This window comes from Cyanobium sp. ULC065 (genome assembly GCF_977927515.1).
Genome location: NZ_OZ376393.1, coordinates 2597998 through 2622031 on the forward strand (window position 1 = coordinate 2597998; position 24034 = coordinate 2622031).

24 protein-coding genes are annotated in these 24034 nt (G+C 67.8%); 10 read left to right on the forward strand and 14 right to left on the reverse strand.

Annotation, left to right across the window (positions count from 1 at the left end):
* Nucleotides 1-36 precede the first annotated feature (36 nt).
* The 4 genes from ACXMDP_RS12890 to ACXMDP_RS12905 all read right to left on the reverse strand — a co-directional run bounded on the left by ACXMDP_RS12890 (nt 37) and on the right by ACXMDP_RS12905 (nt 3047).
* Entirely contained in the window at nt 37-825 is a 789-nt protein-coding gene (locus tag ACXMDP_RS12890; RefSeq protein WP_259730407.1) for an ABC transporter permease, read from the reverse strand.
* Nucleotides 825-1637, reverse strand: coding sequence for an ABC transporter permease (locus tag ACXMDP_RS12895; RefSeq protein WP_259730408.1), 813 nt, complete (start codon nt 1635-1637; stop codon nt 825-827). Before ACXMDP_RS12895 ends, ACXMDP_RS12890 begins: the two co-directional genes overlap by 1 nt.
* Entirely contained in the window at nt 1621-2610 is a 990-nt protein-coding gene (locus ACXMDP_RS12900; protein ID WP_259730436.1) for an ABC transporter ATP-binding protein, read from the reverse strand. The genes ACXMDP_RS12895 and ACXMDP_RS12900 overlap by 17 nt, the downstream gene beginning before the upstream one ends.
* A gap of 155 nt (nt 2611-2765) precedes the next feature.
* On the reverse strand, nt 2766-3047 hold the full coding sequence (locus ACXMDP_RS12905; RefSeq protein ID WP_094514707.1) for a hypothetical protein: 282 nt from the start codon (nt 3045-3047) through the stop codon (nt 2766-2768).
* A gap of 441 nt (nt 3048-3488) precedes the next feature.
* On the opposite strand from ACXMDP_RS12905, the gene ACXMDP_RS12910 reads away from it, so the two are divergent.
* Nucleotides 3489-4430, forward strand: coding sequence for a phycobilisome rod-core linker polypeptide (locus ACXMDP_RS12910; protein WP_259730409.1), 942 nt, complete (start codon nt 3489-3491; stop codon nt 4428-4430).
* 63 nt (nt 4431-4493) lie between these two features.
* Here ACXMDP_RS12910 and ACXMDP_RS12915 read toward each other — a convergent pair whose 3' ends face one another.
* Both ACXMDP_RS12915 and ACXMDP_RS12920 read right to left on the reverse strand, forming a co-directional pair.
* Complete coding sequence (locus tag ACXMDP_RS12915) at nt 4494-5564, reverse strand: MlaD family protein (RefSeq protein WP_259730410.1); 1071 nt, start codon at nt 5562-5564, stop codon at nt 4494-4496.
* Nucleotides 5561-6175, reverse strand: coding sequence for a hypothetical protein (locus ACXMDP_RS12920; RefSeq protein WP_259730411.1), 615 nt, complete (start codon nt 6173-6175; stop codon nt 5561-5563). Before ACXMDP_RS12920 ends, ACXMDP_RS12915 begins: the two co-directional genes overlap by 4 nt.
* Before the next feature lie 90 nt (nt 6176-6265).
* Here ACXMDP_RS12920 and ACXMDP_RS12925 point away from each other — a divergent pair, with 90 nt between their 5' ends.
* Nucleotides 6266-7312: a metallophosphoesterase family protein gene (locus ACXMDP_RS12925; RefSeq protein ID WP_259730412.1), complete on the forward strand. Its 1047-nt coding sequence runs from the start codon at nt 6266-6268 to the stop codon at nt 7310-7312.
* Here the strand turns inward: ACXMDP_RS12925 and ACXMDP_RS12930 are convergent.
* A complete protein-coding gene (locus ACXMDP_RS12930; protein WP_259730413.1) occupies nt 7221-8279 on the reverse strand; it encodes an isopenicillin N synthase family dioxygenase in 1059 nt (352 codons plus the stop codon). The genes ACXMDP_RS12925 and ACXMDP_RS12930 overlap by 92 nt on opposite strands.
* A gap of 28 nt (nt 8280-8307) precedes the next feature.
* A complete protein-coding gene (locus ACXMDP_RS12935; protein WP_259730414.1) occupies nt 8308-9720 on the reverse strand; it encodes an NAD(P)/FAD-dependent oxidoreductase in 1413 nt (470 codons plus the stop codon).
* Between the two features lie 135 nt (nt 9721-9855).
* Here ACXMDP_RS12935 and ACXMDP_RS12940 point away from each other — a divergent pair, with 135 nt between their 5' ends.
* Nucleotides 9856-10266, forward strand: a complete 411-nt coding sequence (locus ACXMDP_RS12940) for a YccF domain-containing protein (RefSeq protein WP_094514698.1) — start codon at nt 9856-9858, stop codon at nt 10264-10266.
* A 79-nt stretch (nt 10267-10345) separates the two neighbouring features.
* Here the strand turns inward: ACXMDP_RS12940 and ACXMDP_RS12945 are convergent, their stop codons facing one another.
* Both ACXMDP_RS12945 and ACXMDP_RS12950 read right to left on the reverse strand, forming a co-directional pair.
* Nucleotides 10346-11089, reverse strand: coding sequence for a PCC domain-containing protein (locus tag ACXMDP_RS12945; RefSeq protein WP_259730415.1), 744 nt, complete (start codon nt 11087-11089; stop codon nt 10346-10348).
* Between the two features lie 49 nt (nt 11090-11138).
* Nucleotides 11139-11942: an ABC transporter ATP-binding protein gene (locus tag ACXMDP_RS12950; RefSeq protein ID WP_259730416.1), complete on the reverse strand. Its 804-nt coding sequence runs from the start codon at nt 11940-11942 to the stop codon at nt 11139-11141.
* A 594-nt stretch (nt 11943-12536) separates the two neighbouring features.
* Between ACXMDP_RS12950 and ACXMDP_RS12955 the strand changes: the two genes are divergently transcribed.
* Entirely contained in the window at nt 12537-13250 is a 714-nt protein-coding gene (locus ACXMDP_RS12955) for a haloacid dehalogenase type II (protein ID WP_259730417.1), read from the forward strand.
* A gap of 182 nt (nt 13251-13432) precedes the next feature.
* Here ACXMDP_RS12955 and ACXMDP_RS12960 read toward each other — a convergent pair whose 3' ends face one another.
* Nucleotides 13433-14923, reverse strand: coding sequence for a flavin monoamine oxidase family protein (locus tag ACXMDP_RS12960; protein ID WP_457766936.1), 1491 nt, complete (start codon nt 14921-14923; stop codon nt 13433-13435).
* A 105-nt stretch (nt 14924-15028) separates the two neighbouring features.
* Between ACXMDP_RS12960 and ACXMDP_RS12965 the strand changes: the two genes are divergently transcribed.
* Nucleotides 15029-15694 (forward strand): SDR family oxidoreductase, encoded by a 666-nt coding sequence (locus tag ACXMDP_RS12965; RefSeq protein WP_255140383.1) that lies wholly within the window; start codon nt 15029-15031, stop codon nt 15692-15694.
* An 82-nt stretch (nt 15695-15776) separates the two neighbouring features.
* Nucleotides 15777-15926 (forward strand): hypothetical protein, encoded by a 150-nt coding sequence (locus ACXMDP_RS12970; RefSeq protein WP_158217491.1) that lies wholly within the window; start codon nt 15777-15779, stop codon nt 15924-15926.
* A gap of 57 nt (nt 15927-15983) precedes the next feature.
* On the opposite strand, the gene ACXMDP_RS12975 is transcribed toward ACXMDP_RS12970, so the two are convergent.
* Complete coding sequence (locus ACXMDP_RS12975; protein WP_255101405.1) at nt 15984-16190, reverse strand: hypothetical protein; 207 nt, start codon at nt 16188-16190, stop codon at nt 15984-15986.
* Nucleotides 16191-16374: 184 nt separating this feature from the next.
* Between ACXMDP_RS12975 and ACXMDP_RS12980 the strand changes: the two genes are divergently transcribed.
* The gene (locus ACXMDP_RS12980) at nt 16375-17712 is read left to right on the forward strand and encodes a cation:proton antiporter (protein ID WP_259730419.1); all 1338 of its coding nucleotides are present in this window, start codon (nt 16375-16377) and stop codon (nt 17710-17712) included.
* A gap of 21 nt (nt 17713-17733) precedes the next feature.
* Here ACXMDP_RS12980 and ACXMDP_RS12985 read toward each other — a convergent pair whose 3' ends face one another.
* Nucleotides 17734-19830: an ATP-binding protein gene (locus ACXMDP_RS12985; protein ID WP_259730420.1), complete on the reverse strand. Its 2097-nt coding sequence runs from the start codon at nt 19828-19830 to the stop codon at nt 17734-17736.
* A 173-nt stretch (nt 19831-20003) separates the two neighbouring features.
* On the opposite strand from ACXMDP_RS12985, the gene ACXMDP_RS12990 reads away from it, so the two are divergent.
* A complete protein-coding gene (locus ACXMDP_RS12990; RefSeq protein ID WP_259730421.1) occupies nt 20004-20729 on the forward strand; it encodes a GAF domain-containing protein in 726 nt (241 codons plus the stop codon).
* A gap of 29 nt (nt 20730-20758) precedes the next feature.
* Here ACXMDP_RS12990 and ACXMDP_RS12995 read toward each other — a convergent pair whose 3' ends face one another.
* Nucleotides 20759-22237 carry a polysaccharide deacetylase family protein gene (locus tag ACXMDP_RS12995; RefSeq protein WP_259730422.1) on the reverse strand — a complete coding sequence of 493 codons (1479 nt, stop codon included), beginning with the start codon at nt 22235-22237 and terminating at the stop codon, nt 20759-20761.
* Nucleotides 22238-22426: 189 nt separating this feature from the next.
* Here ACXMDP_RS12995 and ACXMDP_RS13000 point away from each other — a divergent pair, with 189 nt between their 5' ends.
* Nucleotides 22427-22855: an NUDIX hydrolase gene (locus ACXMDP_RS13000; RefSeq protein WP_259730423.1), complete on the forward strand. Its 429-nt coding sequence runs from the start codon at nt 22427-22429 to the stop codon at nt 22853-22855.
* A gap of 77 nt (nt 22856-22932) precedes the next feature.
* Entirely contained in the window at nt 22933-23517 is a 585-nt protein-coding gene (locus ACXMDP_RS13005; RefSeq protein WP_259730437.1) for a rhodanese-like domain-containing protein, read from the forward strand.
* Nucleotides 23518-24034 lie beyond the last annotated feature (517 nt).

Genomic DNA, 24034 nt, shown 5'->3' on the forward strand with positions numbered 1-24034 from the left:
CGCATCCACTGGAGGCCGGATCAACTGGTGGCACGATCAACTCGAAGCAGAGGTGTAGAAGCGCAGGGCATAGCGCCAGATGGCGCGGCTGATCATGAGGCAGGCGGCGGCCACCGCCACGCTGGCGACCATCCAGCTGCCGGACGCCCGCCCCAGCACCGCCTCGGCCGGCACCGTGGTGAGGAAGGCCACGGGCAGCACGAAGGTGAAGAAGGCCCTCAGGCCTGCCGGGTACACGCTCACCGGATAGCGGCCGGCCACCAGGGTGCTGCGCAGCACTTCGGTGGCGTTCCAGACCTTCACGAACCAGATGCTGGTGGCGGCGATCACGAACCAGAGGCTGTAAAGGATGGCGGCGCTGGCCAGCAGCAGCACCGCAGCGGCGGCGACCGTGTCCGGCCCCAGCACCGCACCGGCGCGCAGGGCGGCCACCAGGATCAGGCCGGCACCCATCACCATGCCCGGAAGCCCCCAGGGGGAGAAGGTGCGCAGGGACAACCAGAACTGGCTGTCGATGGGTTTGAGCAGCACGAAATCGAGGGTGCCGTTCTGCACGTGGGTGACGATCGTGGACAGGTTGGGCTGGAACAGTGTGCTGGTGAGGCCTTCCAGCAGGGTGTAGAAACCCAGCACCACCAGCGCCGCCTCCCAGCTCCAGCCGCCCAGGTTCTGGCCTGGCCCGTATAGCAGCGAGAGCACGAACAGGCTGCCGGCCAGGTTGCCCACCTCGGCGAGCAGCTCCAGCACGAAGTTGGCCGGATATTCCATTTCCGCCGCCAGCGAGGCGCTCCAGAACTGGGCCAGGGTGCGCAGGTAGCGGTGCATCAGGCCCCCATGGCCGAATACCGCCGGATGCCGAAGCGCCAGAGCAGCAGAAACAGCAGCAGGAACAGGCCGCTCCAAAGTGCCAGTCCCAGGAAGCCCGCCGCCAGGTTGACCTCAGCTCCCATCAGCACGCGGGCGGGGAAGGCGATCGTGTAGGGGAAAGGGGTGGCCAGCGCGAAGGCGCGCACGCCCGGCGGAAAGGTTTCCAGCGGCGCCACCAGGCCCGAGAGGAACAGATAGGGAATCAGCAGCAGTCGCTCCAGCGCCAGCGCCCGTTCGCTCCAGAAACAGGCCATGGCGATCACCCCCTGCAGCAGAAATCGCAGGATGAACGCCGACACGGTGGCCAGTACCCCCCAGAACACATCCGCGGGATGGGGCCACCACAACAGGCTCGGCTGCAGCAGGAACAGCAGCGCCAACAGGGCCGCCACGAACGGCACACGGGTGACCTGCTCGGCCACGTGGGCGGCCAGGTAGCGCCAGAACGGATGCAGCGGTTGGAGCAGGTAGGGCGAGAGGCGACCCTGCAGGTTGTCTTCCTCGAAGACATGAATCACCCACACCACCGTGAACTGGCGCACGACGAAGGCCGCCAGGAAATAGCGGGTGAGCATCGCCGGCGTGAAGCCTGCCGCCGCGCCGGCTCCTGAGCCGGTCCAGACGCCGAGCATGATCAGCGGCAGCACCCCGGAAAGCGCCCACAAGGCGATTTCGGCGCGGTATTCGAGCATGTACGCGTACTGCGTGCTGAGCAGCACCCGCGCCAGCGGCAGCACAGGCCTGGCGCGGGGTTCAGGCGGCACTGTCATCAACCCGCCCCCGCTCGAACAGCCCGCCGATGATCTGCTCGATCGGCGGGTCGCTCACTTCCAGATCCACCACGGCGAACCGCTCCAGCAGCTGGGCCACGCTGCCGGTGAGCTGGGCCGCCGGCACCCGTAGGCAGACCTGATTCCCCTGCAGGGATTCCACGGTTCCATGGGCGGCGAAGGCGGAGGCGGGCTGGGGCACGTTCAGCTCCAGCCGCACCAGCCGGTAGGGCGCCAGCTGCTCGCTCAACCCCTCCAGGCGGCCGTCATAGAAGAGCCGGCCCTGATGAATCAGCAACACCCGCTCGCACAGGGCGGTGATGTCGCCCATGTAGTGGCTGGTGAGCAGCACGGTGGCGCCGGTGCGCCGGTTGTAGTCGGCGAGGAAATCCCGCACCCGAGCCTGGGCGTTCACATCGAGCCCGAGCGTGGGTTCATCGAGGAACAGCACGGCGGGACGGTGCAGCAGGGCCGCCAGCAGCTCGGCCTTCATGCGCTGGCCCAGTGACAGCTTGCGCACCGGGCGGGTCAGCTCCTCCCCCAGTTCGAGCATGTCGGCCAGTTCGGCGATGCGGCGGCGCGCTTCGGGCGGGGTGAGGCCGTAGACCGCTGCGTTGACCCGAAACGAGTCCAGCGGCGGCAGATCCCAGATCAGCTGCTGCTTCTGGCCCATCACCAGGGTGATCTGGTGCAGGAAGGCGGCCTGGCGCCGTTTCGGCTCATGCCCCGCCACCCGCACCGTGCCGGCGGTGGGATGGATCAGGCCGGTGAGCATCTTCAAGGTGGTGGTCTTGCCGGCGCCGTTCGGCCCCAGAAACCCGACCATCTCCCCGGGCGCGATCGCGAACGACACCCCGCTCACGGCGGGCACATCACGATGGCGGCGGCGCACGAAGTGGCGCAGGGTGCCGGCCATGCCGGGTTGCTTGTCGGCCACCCGGTAGGTCTTGCTGAGCTGCTGTACCTCGATGATCACCGGCAGGCTCCGATCACTGGCCGACTCCAGCGGCTGGCTGAGGGGCCGCGTGCCGCTGGGATCGGCACTGCAGAACAGATGGCCGCCAGCGTGGGAGTGGCAGGCGTTGACGCCACGGAGGTGAGAGCGGCAGCGGAGGTTTCACTGCAGGGTCAGGCGTCTTCGGGCAGCAGCACCGTGGTGTGCAGGCTGTCCTTGCCCAGATCACTGGTGATCACCCACACCTGCAGCCCACGGCCGAGGTTGAACACGCTGCGCAGCCCCCCCTGCTGGCGATAAGCGGCCAGGGTGTTGTCGCGGGCATCGCGGGCGTCCACATCGCCCCAGTCACCGCGGCGGTGGCGAGCCACCAGGCGCTGCAGGGTTTCGGCATCCACCCATTCGCGCACGACGGGGTCGACATCGACAGGACCGATGGCGAGACGGGCGGACAAGGGCGGATCCACAGGAGGGCGAAGGCTGTTCAGCGTAAGGGGGCTGGAGGGGCTACCAAGGGGGGAGTGCGGCAGATTGGGGCTGGGGTGTGGCCTGGCGGACTGGCAGGATCCTTCCTCGCAGCTGGACTGCCGGCAACAGGAGAGGGCCACCAAGAGGTGGTGGACAGAGGATCGGGAGGCCAGCGGGGCACTTGGCTGAAGATGAAGGCATCTTTCGTTTGTTTACGGGATCAGAAGTTGGCCGTCTTTTTTTGTTCTGCTCTTAAAGTTGTGCGAGCCAACAGGTGCTGATTCAGGGATTCTGACACCAAAGATTCCGACCCAGAGCTTCTGCCTGAAGAAGTCTGAGCCAGGAGTTCTGATTGAAGAATTCTCATCAATGGCGTCGGGTCCAGGGATTCGGATCTGTTGCTTTCTCCCTTCGCTGACCGTTTCACCATGGCACTGCTTCAGGCGCCCTCGCTGGGAATCGAGAGGTTCGAGAACGACAGGAACAAACAGAGTTGGTCACAGGCCTCCGACGACGACAACACCACGATCATCCGGGCGGTGTATCAGCAGGTGCTTGGTCACCAGTATGTGATGGCCAATGAGCGGCTCACCGGGGCCGAATCCCTGTTTCGCAATGGTTTCCTGAGTGTTCGCGAGCTGGTGCGCACCGTGGCGAAGAGCGGGCTGTACCGCGAGCGCTTCTTCGAGAACTGCAACCCCTACCGCTTCATCGAGCTGAACCACAAGCACCTGCTCGGCCGCGCGCCGCAGAACCGCGCCGAGATGCTTCACCACTTCACAATCCTGCAGGAGGAGGGTTTCGATGCCGAAATCGACTCCTACATCGATGGCGATGAATACCAGCAACGCTTCGGGCAGGACACGGTTCCCTACCTGCACGGCTGGGATTATTCGACAGGGCATGAAGGCCGGCAGTTCTCCTGGCTGATGCAGCTGGCCCGTGGCGCTGCGGCCTCAGTGAAGGGCGATCCCTCCGGCACCCAGTTCCGCCTCGGCAAGGCACTGCACCAGGACCGGGCCGTGCCGGTGCGCGGCTCCATGGGCCGGGTGGTGATCGTGTCCACCGAAGGCCCCTTCAAGGCACAGGTGAGCTCCGCCACCAACCTGTTCAACGACGACGACTGGGGCAGCGCGCGCCGGGCACCGTCGCAGGAGCACCGGGCGGAAGCACTGCGGGTGTCAGCCGGGGACCGCTCCACCAGCGGCAGCGGTGCCCGGGTGGTGACCATCTCCGCCACCGGCATCGCCGACAACGGTTATGTGCGCACCAGCGCCTACGTGCTGCGGGTGCCCTACTCCCGCATGAACGAAGCCCTGCGACGGGTGCAGCGCCTCGGTGGCCGCGTCACCGATGTGACTGTGAGCTGAGGCCCCAGCCCCGGGCCGCTGCCGGGAGCGGGTGGGGCTGCGGCCCTGCCCGCCCCCGGCAGCTCATGGGGCACCCCGGCCAGGCATCGCCGGCGCAGCCGCCGGTGTTGGAGCTGGCATGGCTGCCGGTGATGGGGCTTCAGGTGATGCCGGTTCCGGAAACACCCTCGAAGCACCGGCGGGCCGGCGGGGCTGGGGGCTGCCCACCCCGAGCGATTCCAGCAACTGGTTGATACGACGGGTCAGCAGACGCACTTCCTCGAGCGTGTCCACGAGCGGAGGGTGGGCTTCACGCATCAAGCCCAGGGCTTCCTCGGTGGCCTGGCGGGCCGCGCTGCCAGTGGTGTCAATGCGCCGGGCGGTGCTCTCGTACACCTGCAGGGTCTGGCGAGTGGTGGCAGCGGTACGGCCTGTCTCCAGTTCCAGCCGCCGGCTCAGGCGCTGGAGGTCGAGCAACGTGCTGCGGAAGCTGCCCACGGCCCCGGGCACATCACGCTCCGCCATCCTCGCCGTGCCTTCGAGGGCGCGATTGAGCTTGATCCGGGTGGTGCCGATCTCCTCCAGCAGCTGGGCCAGATCGGCCGACGGACGGAAAGGAATCAGCAGGTCGCGCCGCGGCGTTTCTTCTCCAGGGGAGAGGACGTCGGGGGTGAGGGCGATCTGGCTGGCACCGATCAAGCCCTCCTGGTAACGCTCGGCGTGGCTGCCAGGGCCGATCAACCGCCGGTAGCGGTCGGCGATGCGCAGGTCGACGGCCACCGTGCCATCGCCGGCCAGCGTGACCCGTTCCACCCGCCCCACCCGGTAGCCCGCCACCGTGACATTCACCCCCGGCCAGATGCCGCTGGCATCGGTGGTGCGGAAGCGCACCCCGAAGCTGCTGGTGAGCCAGCTCTGCTGCTGGACGGCGGCTCCCACCATCCACACGCCCAGCACCACCGCCCCCACGGGCACGGCCCAGCTCAGCGCTGTGGCCAGCCCCTCCAGCGGTCCATCGAACCGCCGGCGGGGTGGGGCGGTATCGCTCGCCGGCGGTTCGGCTGGCGGCTGAACCTGTGGCTGCAGTGGCACCTGTGGCGGCAACGGGGTCTGGGGTGGCTCCTGTGATGCCGGCTGGGGGGTGGATGAACTCATGGCAAGCCCAGGGCCGCGGGGGGGAGGACTGTCAGCCAGAGGGCTTCCAGCGCCACCACGCCGAGCGCGCAGCACACGATCGCCAGACTGATCAGGTTGGGCAGGCGCTCCGGATGGCGGCGGCTCTGCTTGCCGATGGCATGGGCCAGGCAGGCGGAAGCGGCCGCGAACAAGGCCGTCCGAACCATGGCGGACCCCAGTCGCTCCGGCGTGAGCGTGCCCAGGAAGAGCGGCAATTGTTCGCTCAGATCCGGCCGGGGAGAGAGCATCACACTGGCCAGCACGACCGCCAGCAGGAAGTAGGGCAGCAGCAGCAGAGAACCCAGCATCGCCGTGGCCACACGGGCCCCGAGCAGGTGGCGGCCCACGGAGGGCTGGATCCGGCCGGCGAGCTGCACCCGCTGCGGCACGCAGCACCCGATCCAGATCAGGTTGACCACCAGCGGCGCCACGATCTGGACATTGGCCAGCGTGGTGGTTTCGAGCGCGAAGGGCGTGCTGAGGCTCAGCGGCTCCAGCAGCCACTGCGTCACGAAGGCGCCGATGGCGCCGCCCAGCACCACCGCCAGCGGCGCCGCCCCCACCACATCCCGCCGTAATTGCTGCAGCATCCAGGGGCGCAAGCGTCTGGGAGCCTAGGCACAGCTGGCGGATCGGCTCAGCCTCGCCCATGCTTTCGACACCGTCTCCCGGTTGATGCCATGCCCCCCTCGCTCAACCGCCGCCAGTTCCTGGCCCTGGGCGGCCTGGGGCTGGCTGGTCTGGCCTGCGGCGCCCTGCGCGGCGTGGCCGCGGATACAGCCAGCCGCCTGCCGGCCGGGCTGAGCCTGCCGCCCCGCGGTGATCTGCGCGTGGTGCTGATCGGCGATCTGAACGCCAGCTACGGCTCCACCACCTACATCGAGCAGGTGCACCGGGGGGTGGCCCTGATCCCGGCGCTGCAGGCCGATCTGGTGCTCTGCGCCGGCGACATGGTGGCGGGCCAGAAGGCCAGCTTGAGCAGCGCGCAGCTGCAGGCGATGTGGGCCGGCTTCGATCGCTCCGTGCTGGTGCCGTTGCGCCGCGCCGGCCTGCCCTTTGCGCCGGCGATGGGCAACCACGATGCCTCCAGCCTGCGCCAGGGGGACGGCTACCTGTTCGCCCGCGATCGGGCCGAGGCAGAACGGTTCTGGACGCGTCAGAAACAGGCGCTCGGTCTGACGTTCGTGGACGGCAGTGGCTTTCCGTTCTTCTATTCGTTCCGTCAGCAGGATCTGTTCGTGCTGGTGTGGGACGCCTCTTCGGCGGTGGTGCCGGCGGAACAGGTGCGTTGGGCCGACCGCAGCCTCGGTTCCGCGGCGGCCCGTGCGGCGCAGCGGCGGCTGGTGGTGGGGCACCTGCCCCTGCAGGCGGTGGCCCAGGGGCGCGACAGCGCCGGCAACGTGCTGCGTGATGCCACCAGCCTGCGTCAGCTGATGGAACGCCACGACGTGGAGGCCTACATCAGCGGTCACCACCATGCGTTTTTCCCCGGCCGGTTGGGGGAGCTGGATGTGATCGCCCTGGGGGCGCTGGGCAGCGGTCCACGCCGCCTGCTGCAGAGCAGCGCCGCTCCCTTTCAGACGCTCACTGTGCTCGATCTGCCGCGCCGCGGCGGCCGGCCGCTGAGCACCACGATCAACCTGCGCACGCTGCGGGTGGTGGCGCCACAGACGCTGCCGCGTCAGCTGGTGGACCGCCAGGGGCGGGTGCTGCCTCGAGCAAGTTGATGCGGTAGAGCACGTCTTCGAGCGCATCGGCGGCGCTGATCGCGGCGTAGCGCTGGGGGGTGTCGGGTCCGCAGCAGCAGGGCAACGGCTGCAACACCGTGCTGGGCCGGGCATGGCAGAACTGCACCACGCTCAGGCGGCCTGCGGCAGCCACTGCTGGGGCTTCGGCGGCAGCGGCCGGCAGGGCGGGGGCGATCACCCGGTGCCAGCCGGCCGGGATGTGGCCGTTGCTGAGCCGCTCCAGCATCAGGCCGCTGTTGATGATCACCCGGCCATCCGGCGGCAGGGCCTCGACCCACTCCCCCTCCACCAGCACCTGCAGCCCCGGGGCAGTGGCGCGCGGCAGGGCCGTGATCAGGTTGATGTCGGCATGGGGGGCGGCCCAGAGGTGGGGGCCTGAAGGCGCTTCGGCCATCGGCGGATAGCGGATGGCGCGGGTGAGGGTGGGAGCGTCTTCGACCACGGCATCGAAGAAACCTTCGGCGGCACCCAGACCCACGGCGATCACCCGCAGGAAGCGGCGTTGCAGCTCCGCAATTGCCGCATGGAACTCCTGCAGCACCACGCTCAGCCCCGGCACCACCGCTTCGGGCAGCAACGGCTCCGGATAGTGCAGCGGAAAGCGACGCCGCAACGGGTGCGCCAGCGGCAGCGGTGCCGCCCAGTTGAGCATCTCCTTCCAATCGGCATGGCTGTGGCCGGCGGCGGTTTCCACCAGCAGCCCCGTGTAGCCCGTCTGGCCGCTGGCGCCGCTGGCCACGAAGCGCTGCTTGACCGCCGGCTCGAGCGCGAAGAAGCGGCCCAGCAGGCCGTAGGCGGCATCGAGCAGATCGGCGGAGAGATCGGCGCGGGCATAGACAAAGCCGGTGGCCAGGCTGCACCGCACTCCCTCCACCACCGCTGCTCGGGCGGCACGGCTGCCCTGTTCAAAGGCCAGCAGATCGACGTCGAGGATGGCGCTGCTCATCACACGGATTGTGATGGCCCTGGTGGTGTCATGCCGCCGCCGCTTCCTGGCCGGCGTCCGGTCCGCTCGCCAGTGCCAGGCCCTGGGCGCGGGCCAGCCCCACATCGACGCCGATGTGCTGATCGGGGCGGCCGGTGATCAGCAGCGCGCGCCGCTGGCGGGTGGCGATCTGCCACAGCCAGCGGCTCAGCAGGGTGAGGCGGTTTTCGGTGTCGGGGATGAAAGCCAGGTGGGCCAGCCCCCACAGCAGCCAGCCCGGAAAGCCCGTGACCCGCACGCCGCGCAGGTCCGCCACTGCATACATCGGCCCGATCACGGCCATGCTGCCCAGATCCATCCAGCGGAACGGGGCGCTGGCCTGGCCCGCCAGCTGGTTGAGGATGTCCTTCGCCACCCAGGCGCCCATCTGCACCGCCGGACCGGCCATGCCAGGCAGGGGGGCGCCGTCGCTGGTGTGGCTGTAATGGCAGAGATCACCAATCACCCGCACCTCCGGGTGGCCGGGCAGGCTGAAATCAGGCTCCACCTGCACCCGCCCGCCCCGGTCCACACTGCAGCCGCTCTTCTCGGCCAGCAGGGCACCGAGGCGGGAGGCGCGTACACCGGCGGTCCAGCAGATCGTGGCCGCCTCCAGCGGTTCGTTGCCCTCTTCTCCTTTGAGCCGTACCTTGCCCGGCTCGATCGCCGCCACCATCGTGTTCAGCCGCAGCTCCACGCCCTGGCGGCGCAGATAGCCGGCTGCCGCGGCTGACAGGCTCGGATGCATCACCGGCAGCACCCGGTCGACCGCATCCACCAGCAGCACGCGGCAGGCCTCGGGTCGCAACTGCTTGAAATCGCGGCGGATGGCGGAATGCATCAGCTCGATCAAGGAGCCGGCCAGCTCACAGCCGGCCGGGCCGGCCCCCACCACCACGGCGGTCTGCAGGAAGCGGCGGCGCTGGGGATCGGGGGTCTGCTCCGCCTCCTCCAGGGCCATCAGCAGGCGCCGGCGGATCTCCTGGGCGTGCTCAAGGATCTTCATCGGCGGCGCCAGCGGCCGCCACTCCTCATGGCCGAAGTAGGCGGAACCTGAGCCGCAGGCCAGCACCAACTGGTCGTAGGCGTAGTGATGGCCGTTGAACAGCAGCGTGCGGGCGTCGAGGTCCACATCGGTGACCTCCCCCAGCAGCACCTGCACGTTGGGCGCCTGGCCCACCATTTGGCGCAGCGGTGACGCCACATCCGCCGCCGACACCAGGCCCGAAGCCACCTGATAGAGCAGCGGCTGGAACAGGTTGAAATTGCGCTTGTCGATCAGGGTGACCCGCACCGGCCGGTTGGCCAGCGCCTGGCACACCCTCAGACCGGCAAAGCCACCACCCACCACCACCACATGGGGGACCCCGGCGAGTCGGGCGGCAGGGGGATCGAGTTCGAGGAAGAAGCGTTCCGGCGCCATGGATCCGGCCGCTCCAAAGAGATGTCAAGTTTCTTGTAGCGGGGCTGCAGGGCCATGGCTGTGCTCGTTGCTGCATCGGACCCGTGCCGTTGGCGGCGACGGGACAGCGGGGAGAAGTTGCGGCAGGGTGGAGGCATGATCCGCACACTGCTCAACATCCTCTGGTTCGTGCTGGGGGGCTTCCTGATGGGGGTCGGCTGGTGGCTGGCCGGCCTGGTGGCGGCGATCACGATCGTGGGGCTGCCCTGGGCGCGCGCCTGCTTCGTGATCGGCAACTTCTCCTTCTGGCCGTTCGGCCAGGAGGCCGTGAGCCGCCGCGAGCTCACCGGTCGCACGGATTTCGGCACCGGCCCGCTGGGCCTGGTGGGCAACATCGTGTGGTTCGTGCTGGCGGGCTGGTGGCTGGCTCTCGGCCACCTCAGCTCAGCGCTGGCCTGCTTCGTGACGATCATCGGCATTCCCTTCGGCATCCAGCACATCAAGCTGGCTCTGATCGCCCTGGCGCCGATCGGCATGCAGGTGGTGCCGAGCGGCTCCAGGCATTGAGGGAGCTGCGATCAGGCAGCTGGCGGCTATTGCCCCTGCGCTGGCGACCGAGCTGGCGGCGCAGGCCATCTGAGACGTATCAGCGCAGGGCGTCCAGTTCGCCGCGCAGGTGCAGGTCGGCGAGGGCGTCGTAGCCGCCGATGCAGGCCCCATCGATGAACACGAGCGGAAGAGTGTTGATGCCGGTGTGCTCCAGCAGGGCCTGGCGCTGGTCGTCGCTGGTGACGATGTGGACCCGGTGGGCGATGCCGAGCGTGCGCAGCATGCGCTGGGCGCGGGCGGAATAGGGGCAGCCGGGCAGAACGGCGATCTCCACCCGGGAGTCGCCCTGTAGGTGGGGATCTGATGCAGGCGGCGCGGCGGCTGGGGGCACCTCCGCTGCGTATGGGGCTGGCGCAGGGGCAGCCATGGCCGCTGGCGCCGGGGCGGCCGCTCGGGACATTGCCTCGGCCACGGCGATGGCATGGGCGGCGGCGGCTGGCTCCGGCTCCGGCGCGCCGGCCAGGAAGCCCACCAGCAGATCAGCGCCTTTGAGCACCACCGTGCCGTGCTCCAGGTGGCCGCCCCACACCTGGCAATCGGAATCGGACAGGCTCAGGTGCAGGTGCACTCCCTGGGGCGAGAGCGTGCCCTGCAGGGTGATGATCTCCAGATCGCCTTCCAGCACCGACGGTTGCGAGCGGCCCGGACACTGAAAGGCCACACGCGAGAGGTTGCCAACCACCCCCAGCACGAAGCCGGCGGCGTTCTGCTCCACGGCCAGCTGCTCGAGGCTGGCACGCAGATCGCTGCCGGGTTCGAGGTGCAGCGGCAACGGATGCATGGGCAAAGACGACGGCTCAGGGGGTCAGGTTACGGGTGAGCCCGACAGCTCAGCTGCCTGGCAGCACCTGGCGGTAGCCGTTGGCGCTCACCACCCGCAGCGGCGTGTCGAACAGGGCGCTGAGCGGAGCATCCTGCAGCAGCGTGGCGGCTGGGCCATCGCCCACCACCGTCCCCTGGCGAAGCAGCACGCAGCGGCTGATCTCCGGAATGATCGCGTCGATCTGGTGGGTGACGAGCAGCAGGGTGGTGCCGGCCCGGGCCAGGCCACGCAGGATCTCCAGCAACTGGTGGCGGGCCTGGAGATCGAGGCCGTTGGTGGGCTCATCGAGCACCAGCACCTCCGGTTCATGCACCAGCGCGCGGGCCAGCAGCAGCCGGCGGCGCTGGCCATCGGAGAGCTGGGCGTAGGGACGCTCCTCCAGATCTGCCAGCCCCAGCTGCTCCATCAGCGTGCGCACGCGCTCGCACTGGGCGGCGTTGGCCACCTGGCTGCGGCCGATGCCAACCGAACCGAAGAAACCGGAGAGCACCACATCAGCGGCAGGCACCCGGCCCACGTAGCCGGCCTGCAGGTCTTGCGACACCAGGCCGATGCGACGACGCAGCTGCCACAGGTTCACCGTTTCGCTGCCGAACAGCCGCAGCCGCGAGCCCGGCTTCACCACCGGATAGAGCTCACGGCTGAGCAGCTTGATCAGGGAGCTCTTACCGGAGCCGTTGGGCCCCATCACCACGGCATGCTCGCCGCGATGGAACTGCACGCTGAGGTTCTCGAACACCTTGCGCGGACCAAGCCAGGCCTCCACCGCCTGGACCTCGAAGTAAGGGACGGGAGTGGCAGAACTGGCCATCGCTGCAAGGTAAGGCCAGGCAGAGGGGGCTTGGTCTGGGCCTGAACGCACTGTGCCGACTGGGGGCGAGGTGGCCATCAGGTGTGGAAGTCATGAACACCTTGTGATGGCTGCGCGGCCTTGCGCTCCGGCAGCCTCCAGAGTGGTGAGTGATGCATCACCCCACGCCCCACACCATTGCCGCCCTGATATGGGCAGGAATGCTGGCAGTCAAGGCTGTGGGCATGGCGCGCCGCTGGCAGCGGCACAGGGAACAGGCGCTCAGCCACGCATTTTGGCGGGAGTTGCGGCGGCGGGAGCTGGTGGCAGCAGCAGGTCGGAGCCAGAATTCACACAGCTGAGTGGCGAGGTGCGGCCATTGGCGCTGAGCCGTGCTGATTGAGACCGCTGCAGGCAGCTGCAGGGATTGCTGACGGGCCCCCTGGCGCTCCCAGCGTGCCCGATCACAAGGCCGATCTGACGGCGGCCGACCGGAATGTCGTGAGGCCCACAATGGTTGGAACGAGGGATCGGATGGTGGCTTCAGCAGTAGCCGCAGCACTTTCTGATGAATGCTGCACCGCATTGCGCGCGGTCTAGGCGATCACCTTTGATGTGCAGGGCACCTGCGTTGATTTCTACCGCCCGCTGCTTCGCCTGGGAGACAGCATCAACCAGGCGAAGTCACTCTCGATCGACTGGGCAGTGATGTCGTCGGGATGGCGCGCGCTCTACCGAGATGTGCTCGATGCCGTGATCTGCGGGCATCGGCCCTGGCTTCCGGTCGTGGAGATCTACCGCGAAACACTCGATGTGCTGTTGGAGGATCGCGGCCTTGCCAGCCACTTTTCCGCTGCGGAGCGCGATCAACTCAATGGGATCTGGTCGAGGTTGGAACCCTGGCCGGACTCGGTTGAAGGATTACGCCGCCTTCGTCAGAGCTACGTCACCTCCACGTTGTCGAATGCGGGCATGGCCACGATGGTGTCGATCGTGAAGCGGGCAGGGCTTCCTTTCGATGCCGTGCTGACAGCAGAACTGGTGCAGGCCTACAAGCCCGCTGCCGCTGTTTATCAGCTGGCGGTCGATTCTCTCGGCTACAGGCCCGGTCAGATCCTCATGGTGGCTTGCCACAAATACGACCTCAAAGCAGCACGTGCCTTCGGCATGCGCACAGCCTTCATTGCCCGCCCGCTTGAATTCGGTCCCGGTGTTGACACCGACCTGACCCCCGAGAGCTGGATCGATGTGCCTGTCAGCAGCCTGACCGAGCTCGCAGACGTGCTGGAGATCGTGACCGCTCCCGGTGATGGGGTCGCGTCCCCTTGAGAACGGATTAGTCGTGAGGAGGTGGCTGAATCCGCCGCCCCTGCGAGCTGCAATCCTTGCCTCAGGAGGGCGGAAGTCGCCCACGCGGATGGGGGAAAACCAGCACGGGCGTGGGCTCAACCGGCCCGCCACGCACCTCTGTTGAGCCGGCCCCACGCACCGCCGCTCCGCCGGCTCCGCGCTCAGTCCAGCTGCGCCAGCACTGCCGCCGCCGCTTCCTCGCCGCTGCGCACGGCTCCGTCGAAGAAGCCGGGCCAACGCTCGGCCACTTCGGTGCCGGCCCAGAACACCGCTCCGTGGGGCCGGCGCATGGCATCGCCGCAACGGCTCCAGAGCCCCGGAGGCATCCAGGCGGCGTAGGCACCGCCCACAAAGGGCACGGCAGGCCAGTCTTTTTCCACATAGGCCACGGGTTCGAGCGCCTGTGGGCCGAGATAGGTGGCCAGATCGCCCAGCACCGCCTGCCTTCGCGCCTCAGCATCCAGCGGTGCCCAGCGCGCATAGCGGTGACCCACCACGAAGGCCGCCAGCACGCCGGTGCCGCTTTCAGGGTCGGAGCTGTCGGCGCAGAGCTCCACCCAGGGGCGATCACCGATCGCGATGCCCGACAGCCCCTGCTGGCGCCACCACGGCGTGCGGTACACCACCAACACCTTGGCGCAGGCGCCCATCTCCATGCGCTGCTGCAGCTCCAGCCGATCAGCGGGCAGCTCCGGGCTGAAGCGCAGCTGGGCGGCCTGGGCCGGTGGCATCGCCACGATCGCCGCACGGCAGGGATACACCGCCTTGTCGGTGTGGACCACGACGGGGTGGGCGGCCGTGGGGCCGCTGCCTGCCGCATCGGCTTGATCCGGGACTCCGCTCGCCGCCTGCACAGGGCCGCCTGGCTCCAGCTGGCTCACGGCCCGCACCGGTTCCCCCAGCCGCACAATGCCTTCCCCTAAGTCCGCCGCCAGCAGCGCTGGCAGCTGACCGGCTCCGCCATGCAGCAGCTCTTCCTCCGGGTGCTCGCCCTGGGCGGCGGTGCGCTGGCCCCAGAGCACGTGCAGCAGCGACACCTGCTCCGGTTCCGCCGGACCAAGGAAGCCCACGGCCCGGCAGAAGTAGGCGAAATACCAGGCGGCGAAGGGGGTATGGGTATTGGCGTCGATCCACTCCTGGAAGCTGAGCTGATCGAGCTCGGCGGCGGCCGGATGGTGGTGCGGGTGGCCTTCGGGAAGCTCCTCCACCAGCGCCTGGAAGCGCTCCAGTGCCGCCATGGCGTCGTCCCAGTCGGCGCTGGGCACGGCTGGCGGCTGGCCTTCCGGGAACCCCTGGAAGAAGCCGGCGAAGGTGCAGCGCGTGCTGCCGAACACCAGCACCGTCTCACCGTCGTGGGGGGACTCGAAGCGGCGGATGCCGTGGCGCTCCAGAAGCGCCAGGAAGCGGGTCTGGGTGGGCCCGACCCACTGGCCGCCCAGATCGATCCAGGGGCTGGAGGCCGGCGCCGCCACTGCGGAACCCGGGCCGGAGAGGTCCACCCGTTGGCCGGTCATGCGGCCACCCAGTTCCGCTGCGGCCTCGATCAGATGAACGGAGCGGCCGGCCGCCTGCAGTTCCCGAGCCGCCACCAGCCCCGACAGGCCACCGCCCACCACCACCACATCGACGGGATCGAACGTGTTCAAGCTCATCTGTTCAACATCGCAACGGGGCGCAGGGGACGCCGGTGCGGCGGGTACCACCAGCGCTCTTGTAGCCGATAGTCTCCAGAGCCCGCGGTGCCGCTCGACGCGCCCATGGCCACCTTCCTCGTCACCGGTGCCAACCGCGGCATCGGCACCGAATACTGCCGCCAGCTGAAGGCCCGCGGTGACACGGTGATCGCCGCCTGCCGCACAGCTTCGGCCGAGCTCGCGGCCCTAGGGGTGCGGATCGAGCAGGACGTGGACATCACCTCCGATGCCGCCGTGGCCGGCTTGCTGCAACGGCTCGACGGGCTGGCGATCGATGGACTGATCCACAACGCCGGCATCCTGGAGCGCACGAGCCTGGAGGATCTCGATCCGATCAGCCTGCGCCGTCAGTTCGAGGTGAATGCGGTGGCACCGCTGCGTCTCACCCGCGCCCTTCTGCCCCAGCTGCCCGCCGGCGCCAAGGTGATCCTGATGACCAGCCGCATGGGCTCGATCGCCGACAACAGCTCCGGCGGTTCCTACGGCTACCGGATGTCGAAGGTGGCGCTCTGCATGGCGGGCAAGTCGCTGGCGATTGACCTGGCGCCACGCGGCATCGCCGTGGCCATCCTTCATCCCGGCCTGGTGCGCACGCGCATGACGGGCTTCACGGCGCAGGGCATCAGCGTCGAGCAGTCGGTGCAGGGGCTGCTGGCCCGCATCGATGCGCTCAACCTCGCCACCTCCGGCAGCTTCTGGCACGCCAACGGCGAGCTGCTGCCCTGGTGAGCGGCTGTGGAGTAAGCGGCTTTGGGGTGAGCTGCTGGCGCTGACGGCCTGTGGGACAGTGAAGGGCCCTTCGATCCAGCGCGTGCCGAACGACAGCGGCTCTTCCAAATCGGTGCTGGCCAGCCTGCTGGTGGTGCTCGCGGTTATCGGTGGCCTGGCCCTGCTGGGGTGGTTCGCGGTGGTGCTGCTGGATCTCAAGCACCTGAACACCTCGGGCTTCACCCTGCCCTGAGGCGGAGCCAGATCGCCGCAGGGACCACTTGCCCCGAGCGAGCGCTGGCGGATCCGCTCAGAACTTGCGCAGCTCTCGCCGCACCTTGAGCGGGTCGCCCGACTGCTGCACGTTGGTGAGCAGCAGCGGCAGGGTGAACAGCACCACGGCAATGGCGATCGCCACCCCCGGGGAGATCGTGGACGCGCGGACTGGCGGAACCTCGCTGGAGTGGGTCGGGCTGTGGCGATGCCGCCGCCGCAATGGCCTGGTGGACCTTCCCATCGCTGGAACCTGCCGGCCTGCTGGGGATTCAGTGTGACGGGGTACCGCAAGGCGCGCTGGTGGGGGTGCCGGCCAGCCAGCCACCGGTGAACCGGCCTGAGGCCCACGATCGCGGTCTGCCCATGGCGAGCCCGATCACTCAGCAGAGATGAAAGGATGCCCGCCACACCGCGGAGCGCCTGCCATGGACCTTCCAGCCCTGTTGCTCGCCACCGGGGGGCATCAGATCGAAGCGGCCGAAACGCTCATCCAGGCGGGTCGCTTCATCGTGATCCTGTTCGCCGCCCGCGCTCTGGCCGAGCTGATGGTGCGGTTCGGCCTGCCGGCCATCCTCGGTGAGCTGGTGGCCGGGGTGCTGATCGGCGTGTCGGGGTTGCATCTGATCCTGGCGCCGGAGCTGGCCAGTGCGCTCAACGGCACCGCCCAGGGGGCGATCGCCTCGCTGGCCCACGTGGAGCCGGTCCAGGTGCAGGAGATCTACGACCACAGCTTCAGCAACCTGCAGTCGGTGGGCAAGATCGGCCTGTTCGCCCTGCTGTTCCTCACCGGCCTCGAGAGCGAGCTGGAGGAGCTGATGGCCGTGGGGGTGCAAGCCATCACCGTGGCGCTCACCGGGGTGGTGCTGCCTTTTGTGCTGGGCACCTTCGGGCTCCATGCCCTGTTCGGGGTGCCCCTGCTGCCGGCGATCTTCGCCGGCGCCGCCATGACCGCCACCAGCATCGGCATCACCGCCAGCGTGCTGGGCGAGCTGAAGTTTCTGCGCACCCGCGACGGCCAGACCGTGATCGGCGCGGCCGTGCTCGATGACATCCTCGGCATCGTGATCCTGGCGGTGGTGGTGGCGCTGGCCGGCGGCGAAGGCTTCGCCCTGGCGCCGGTGCTCAAGCTGGTGGCAGCAGCTGCGGTGTTCGTGGCGGTGGCCCTGCTGCTGAGCCGCACCGCCGCGCCCGCCTTCGACTGGCTGCTCGACCGCCTGCGCGCCCCGGGTGAAGTGGTGGTGGCGGCCTTCCTGGTGCTTTCGTTGGCCTGTTTCGCGGCCCAGGCCTTCGGGCTGGAGGCCGCCCTCGGCGCCTTCGCCGGCGGGCTGATCCTGAGTTCCTCCCGCCACCGGCATGCGATCGAGGAGGCGGTGAAGCCCCTGGTGGCGCTGTTCGCCACCGTGTTCTTCGTGCTGATCGGCAGCGGCCTCGATCTGGCCGTGCTCAACCCCTTCGATGCGGCTAACCATGAGGGGCTGGTGATGGCCGGCTTCCTGCTGGTGGCGGCGGTGGTGAGCAAGGTGGCGGCGGGCTGGAGCTACCTCAGCAAGGAGCCCACCAACCGGCTGGCGGTGGGGCTGGGCATGATGCCGCGCGGCGAAGTGGGCCTGATCTTCCTCGGCCTCGGCACCCAGACCGGAGTGCTGGGTCCGTCGCTGGAGGCGGCGATCCTGCTGATGGTGATGGGCACCACCTTCCTGGCGCCGGTGCTGCTGCGCCTGGTGCTGGCCACTCCCCCAGAGGCCGTGGAGCTCACCCCCTGAGGCCGGGGCCTGGCTGCACGCCTATGGCGGATGGGCGCGGCAGCGGGCGTGGACGCGCACCAGGCTGGCCGTGAGCGGTTCGCTCTTGAGCGGCTTGCCGAGCACTTCGTTCATGCCGGCCTGCAGGGCCGCCGCCCGATCTTCCACGGTGGTGAAGGCGGTGACGGCAACGATCCAGGGCCGCTCCGCGCCACCGGTGGCGGAGCGGATGCGGCGGGTGGCCTCCAGGCCATCCAGCCGCGGCATCTGCACATCCATCAGGATCAGGTCCGGGTCGAACTGGCGCTGACGTTCGAGCGCCTCCTGGCCATCGACGGCGGACTCGGGTTCATAGCCCAGGCGCCGCAGCATCAGCTCACAGAGCCGCCGGTTCACGGCGCTGTCGTCGGCCAGCAGGATGCGCAGGGGATGGCAGGCCGCGAAGCTGCTGCCCTCCGGCTGGGCCGGCGGCGAAGACGAGGGACCTGACGGAGGTGTGGCGGCCGGGGGTTCCAGGGCGGTTGCAGAGGCCACAGCTTCCTGGGCAGACCCAGCGGCCAGGGGTTCCAGCGCAGACGCGGAGGCCGCCGCTTCCAGAGCAAACCCAGCAACCTCCGCCTCCGGAGCTGGCGTTGAGGCCACCGTTTCCACCGGCAGGCTGAAGCTCACGGCGGTGCCCTGGCCGGGGTGGCTCTCCACCTGGATCGTGCCGCCAAGGGCCTCCACCAGCTGCCGGCTGATGGCCAGGCCCAGACCGGTGCCGGCATGGGGCGTGTGGGTGGAGGTGGTGAGCTGGGAAAACGGCCGGAACAGGAGCTCGATCTGATCGGCGGCCATGCCGACGCCGGTGTCCACGATGGAGAAGGTCAAGGCGGTTGCCGGTTGCTCTCCTTTGGGGGCGGTGCCCTTTGCCCTGGCCTCCGCAGTGACCTCCGTGGTGCCCTCAGCCGCCTGAACCGAGACCACCACACGGCCGGCGTCGGTGAACTTGATCGCATTGCCGATCAGGTTGAGCAGGATCTGGCGCAGGCGCTGGCCGTCGGTGCGGATCAGCGGCGGCACTTCTGCGCCCACCACCAACGACAGGTCGATCGCCTTGGCTCTGGCCAGGCTCAGGCAGGTGGCGATCACCTCCTCCATCAGCGCAGGCAGTGCGCACGGCGCCAGCTCGACCACCAGATCTCCCGCTTCGATCAGGGCAAAGTCGAGTGCCTGATTGAGCAGGGCGAGCAGGGATTCGCCCGAGCTGCTCACAACCTCCAGGCACTCCCGCTGCTGGCTGGACAGGTCCGTGTCCAGCACAAGGCCCGTCATGCCGATGACGCCATTGAGCGGGGTGCGGATCTCGTGGCTGAGGGTGGCGAGAAAGGTGCGCTTGGCCCGATCGGCGGAAGCCATGGCTTCAAACGCTCGGGCACGGGCCTTGAGGGAACGGCGATGGAAGCCGGCCGCCAGCAGCGAAAAGCCAGCGCTGCCCAGCAGACCAAGCCCGAAGGTGAGCTGCAGCGGAAGTTCCTTGCGCTGCAGTTGCGCCAGCGAGAAATCGATGCCCACCAGGCCCACCTGCTCCCCATCACTCCTGCGGATGGGGGCATAGCCGCTCATGAAGGTGCCGAATTGATCCGTGTAGGGCCTGGCGCTGATCTGGATCAAGCCGGTTCGGGCCGCCTGCAGCGCATCTGCCGAGGGGTCGAGGTAGAGCTCACCAACGGTGAGAGGGCTGACGAAGTCCCTCGGATTCTTGATGTAATAGGTAGTGTCAAGCGTGAAGCGCAGGCCTTCCGGCGAGTTGACCAACACATAGGCGTAGAAGATCTCGGGCACCAGCCGGCGCAGCTTCAGCAGCGGAGCACTGGCGCGGCGGTAATCGGCGTTGCCCGTCTGCTCGGGACTGGTGATCGCAGCCACCAGGGCTGGATCCATCTCGGCCGCAGCGATGCTCACCAGATGGCGCAGGCTTTCGCGCACCTCCTGGCGCTGCAGCCTGGTGGCATTCCAGTAGTTGAAGCTGAGTGCAACCGCCGCCACACCGAAAATCGTGGCGGCCGGTAGAACACTCTCGCGGCGAATGCGCTGACGGCTCCAGCCGGATGTGGCGAGCTCAGGCTGGCGTTGAGCCGACCGGAAAACACCGGACATGCGGGAGAACCAGCCAGCCAGATGCCCTCACGGCCCGTCGTCTCTCTGGTCTACAACGGCGGCCCCTCAGGCGCGCCTGCGCGAGGGCATGGCGTTGCGCCATGAGGAGATGTGAACCCTCTCTAGGCCCACGATCCCTGTTCCCTACGTTTGCAGTGGTGCTCAGGCTGTCCATGCGCGCGAATGTGGCTCCCCGCGAAGCAGCCCGCCTGGAGGCCTTGAAGAAGTACCGCATCCTGGATACGGAGGCTGAATCGTCGTACGACGCGATCACCTATCTGGCCGCCCAGCTTTGCGACGTGCCGATCGCCTTGATCAGCCTGGTGGATGAGGAACGCCAGTGGTTCAAATCCAAAGTGGGCCTGGAGGTGAGCGAAACGAGCCGCGATGTGTCGTTCTGCGCGCACGCCATTCTCGGCGAGCAAACCCTCGTCGTGCGCGATGCCCGCGAAGATGAGCGCTTCCGCGATAACCCGCTCGTATGCAGCGAACCGAACATCGTGTTTTACATGGGGGTGCCGCTGAGCACACCGGAAGGCGCCAAGATCGGCACCCTCTGCGTGATCGACCGCCAACCCCGTGAACTCAGCGCAGCACAGGTGCACGCGCTTGAAGTGCTGGCCCATCAGGTGGTGTTGCAGCTGGAGCTCAAACGGGTGTCCGACCAGCTGGCAGCGGCCCTCGAGCGCATCAATGTGATGGAGGAGCTGATCCCGATCTGCTCCTATTGCAAGGGCATTCGCAACGACAGGGGCTACTGGCAGAGCGTGGAGGCCTTCATCAAGAGCCACGACAACGTGGAGTTCTCCCATGGCGTCTGCAACGCCTGTATGGCCCGCTTCTTTCCGGAGGTGGAGCCCATCCCGGGGGATCCTGGCGGGGATGCACCGGAACGCTGAATGTGGGTGAGCCGAACCTGCGGCGCGGTTCAGGCGGCCTGTAGGGCGCCGGCGGCGGCGAGCTCCAGCTGGGCAAGCCCGCGGCGGTGGATCTCACTGGCGTAGTCGGTCCAGATGCCTTGCCCCCAGTAGCGGAAGCAGCTGGTTTCCAGCAGCAACAGGTGCAGCAGCGCCTGCTGATAGGGCTCGGTGGCGGTGACACCAGGATCCTGCGCCAGCTGGGGGTCAAACAGCTGGTGGAACTGAGCGCTCAGGCTGGTCATTGGTTCGAGCACATTGGCGTAGCCCTCCACCCAGCTGAGGTTGTTGGTCCAGGAGGCGCCGGCCATCGAAAAGGAGGGATCCCGGGCCTGGAGCTCGGCGATCGCCGCTTCAGTGGCAGCGGGGCTGGGCGGGCCGCTCAGCTGTTGCCAGAGCTTGTGTTGCTGCACCGCCTGAATCTGGGGAAACTGCTCGGGGGTCACCCCAGCCGCCTCCAGCAACTCCAGGTATTCCGTGCCGTTGATGGCCACCGTGTCCGCCTCGCTGCCCTTGGCACTGATGGTGCGGTGGGCCTGAAGGAAGGCGGGCGGGAACTCATTCATCATCACGCCACCGTTCTCGCCATCGGCGATCTGTGACACCAACGACGGCACCGTGCTGCCTCCCAGCACCTGCCGGCCCAGCCCCATCGCTTCGTAGCAGGGCTGCATCTGACCCACCAGCTTCGTATCGGAGCCCTGGGTCTTGATCAATGCCGTGATTGACAGTTCCTCCCCGCTGGAGTTGCGCGCCACCAGCAGATTGGGAAGCATCTTCTGCTCCTGGCTCAGGCCGCTGCCATCGCGCCGTTCCACACTGTGCTCCTGCACCAGCAGCCAGCGGTAGCCGCATTCCTTGAGCGCCTTCACCAGCTCATAGAGGGTGTCGGGGTGGTTGGGCAGGTGCATTTCCGGAGGGGAGAATCCCTTCACCCGCTGCAGCGCCTCAGGACCGAACAGGGCCTTGAACTGGTGCTGCCAGGCGAGGATCTGCAGCCTGAGATCGGGAATCGGGGTGGAGGGCGCCACTGCGTGGCTCCAGAAGGTGCCGAGCCACTCCACATGGGGCTGGAGGCTGGAGTCGCAGGCGAGCTTCTGCAGCGCCTCGATCACATCGACGCGGCCCATCTGGCCCAGGCCCCAGAGCAGATTGCCGGAATAATCCAACATGATCCGTGGGTTGCAGCCCTCTGCAATCAGCTGGGGGAGGATGTCTGCCAGACGCCTGTAGCACTGGGCAAAGGGTTCGGCGTTGTGGTTATCCCCTTCGCCCGGATGCTCCAGCATGTATTGAAGGTGGGAGATCAGCTCACCACCGGCACCCGCTGGAATCGTGGGTTGGTGCATGTGCAAGGCGCAGGCGAAGCCTGAGCGGATCTGCGCCAGGTTCAGGTTGCTGCGTGGCAGGAACACCGGGCCGGAATCCTGCACCAGGGCAAGGATCTCGGCTTCTGAGCCGGCGATCGGCGGCAGGGTTGGGTGGCTCATTGTGATGGCTGCCGGCAGGCTCATCATCGTCACGGCGGCCCGGGCTGGCCCCGGATGGCTCACGAATTGGTCGGGCACTGTCCTTCCGCTGGTCTTGCGCTGTTCTTCCCCTGCTCACGCACTGGTCGGTCGCCAGCTGGTTCCTCGCCCCCCGCGCCAAGCTGGATCCGTCTGCGGCCGGCAATAGCGATGAGCGTGGAGGTGGCCCTGGCGATGGCGGAGCAGCAGGGCCGCTGGCTGCTGCAGCTGCGCGACGACATCGAGGGCATCGTGTACCCCGGCACCTGGGGATTGTTCGGCGGCCACCTGGATCCGGGTGAGAGCCCGGAGCAGGCCCTGCGGCGCGAGCTGCGCGAGGAGATCCGCTGGGAGGCGCAAGACCTTGCTTTCTGGTTTCTGCACCGCAACCCCCAACGCGACGCCCACTTCTTCCGCACCACCATCACGCTGCCACTGGATGCGCTCGATCTGCGTGAGGGGCAGGATCTGACGCTGGCCTCCCTGGAGGAGCTGCGCACCGGTTCGATCTGGAGCCCCCGCCGCAGGGAAACGCGCCCGCTGGCCCCCTCGCTGCAGCGGGCGGTGGAGAAGCTGGTGGAGGAGGGCTGGGTGCCATGAAGCGACCTGGCCCTGAGCGGCTGCGTTGGGTGGGTGCTTCGTGGTTCAAAACTGCCAGGGCCAGAGCGGCATTGGCTGTGGCTCTGGTCACCGCTGTGGCGGGCTTGTCGCTGCATCGCTCGGATGAAGGCAGTGGCAGAGGCACCTCCAGCTCCACCGATCAGGAACTGGCGGCCGAAGTGCAGCGCCGTTATGACGAGATGAAGCTGCAGCAGTTTCCCGGCCAGCCGGAGATCTCCGTGGGCGAATGGGTGACCCGCCCGAACGACCGGCCTGCGGTGCTGGTGGATGTGCGCGAACCGCACGAACGGCGCATTTCGATGTTGCCGGGGGCGATCACCAGCGAAGAGTTCGAGCGCAACAGCGCCCGCTATCGTTCCTGGCTTGTAGTGCCGTATTGCACCATCGGCGTGCGCAGCGGCCATTACACCAGAACGCTCAGAGAGCGAGGGTTCGAGGCCCGCAACCTGGCTGGCAGTGCGCTGGCCTGGGCCCATGCGGGCCTGCCGTTCGAGGCCGATGGCAAGGCCACCCGCAGGGTGCATGTGTATGACGCTGGCTGGAATTTGCTGCCGCGTGGATATGAGCCCGTCGTCTACGGATTCCTAGCACTGCCGGGCGATGTTAGGCGTCCTGGTCTGCCTAAAGAGATGACGCGCTGATGCGCTCGTCTAGGGCAACCACAGCATCTGCCCTTTTGCCCAGGCAGAGAGGGAGCGGCAGGTGCCCCTGCCAAACACTGGGTGTGTCGCTCAAGCCATGCATGGGCGCTGCTGTGTCCTAAAGCTGGGACCAAGAGCCTGACCCTTTGCGTGCCGCTGACGTGGTTTCTCCTCGCTTGCCCAAGGTGCCCACGGGATCATGATGCCTACGGGAGAGCACTGGTCGGCCCCGCAGTGCTGAAACTTGCTCGGAATTCTCGATCCAACTCAACGAGTGCTGGGGAGCGCCAGAGTCGAAGTCAAGCCTCGCGATCCCAATGAAACCATGCTCTGCGTGAACGATCACCGCCAACCTGATGGCAGCTAGAAATGCATCGGATGAACGGAAGAAGTGAGAGAATGCCCGGCACTGGCACTGGGCATTTGGATTGTCAGACAGAACTGCAATTGAGAGCCTTTCTGATCATCTTCGAGCCATATTCGAGTGCAACCGAGTTGAGATAATGGCACTTGAAAG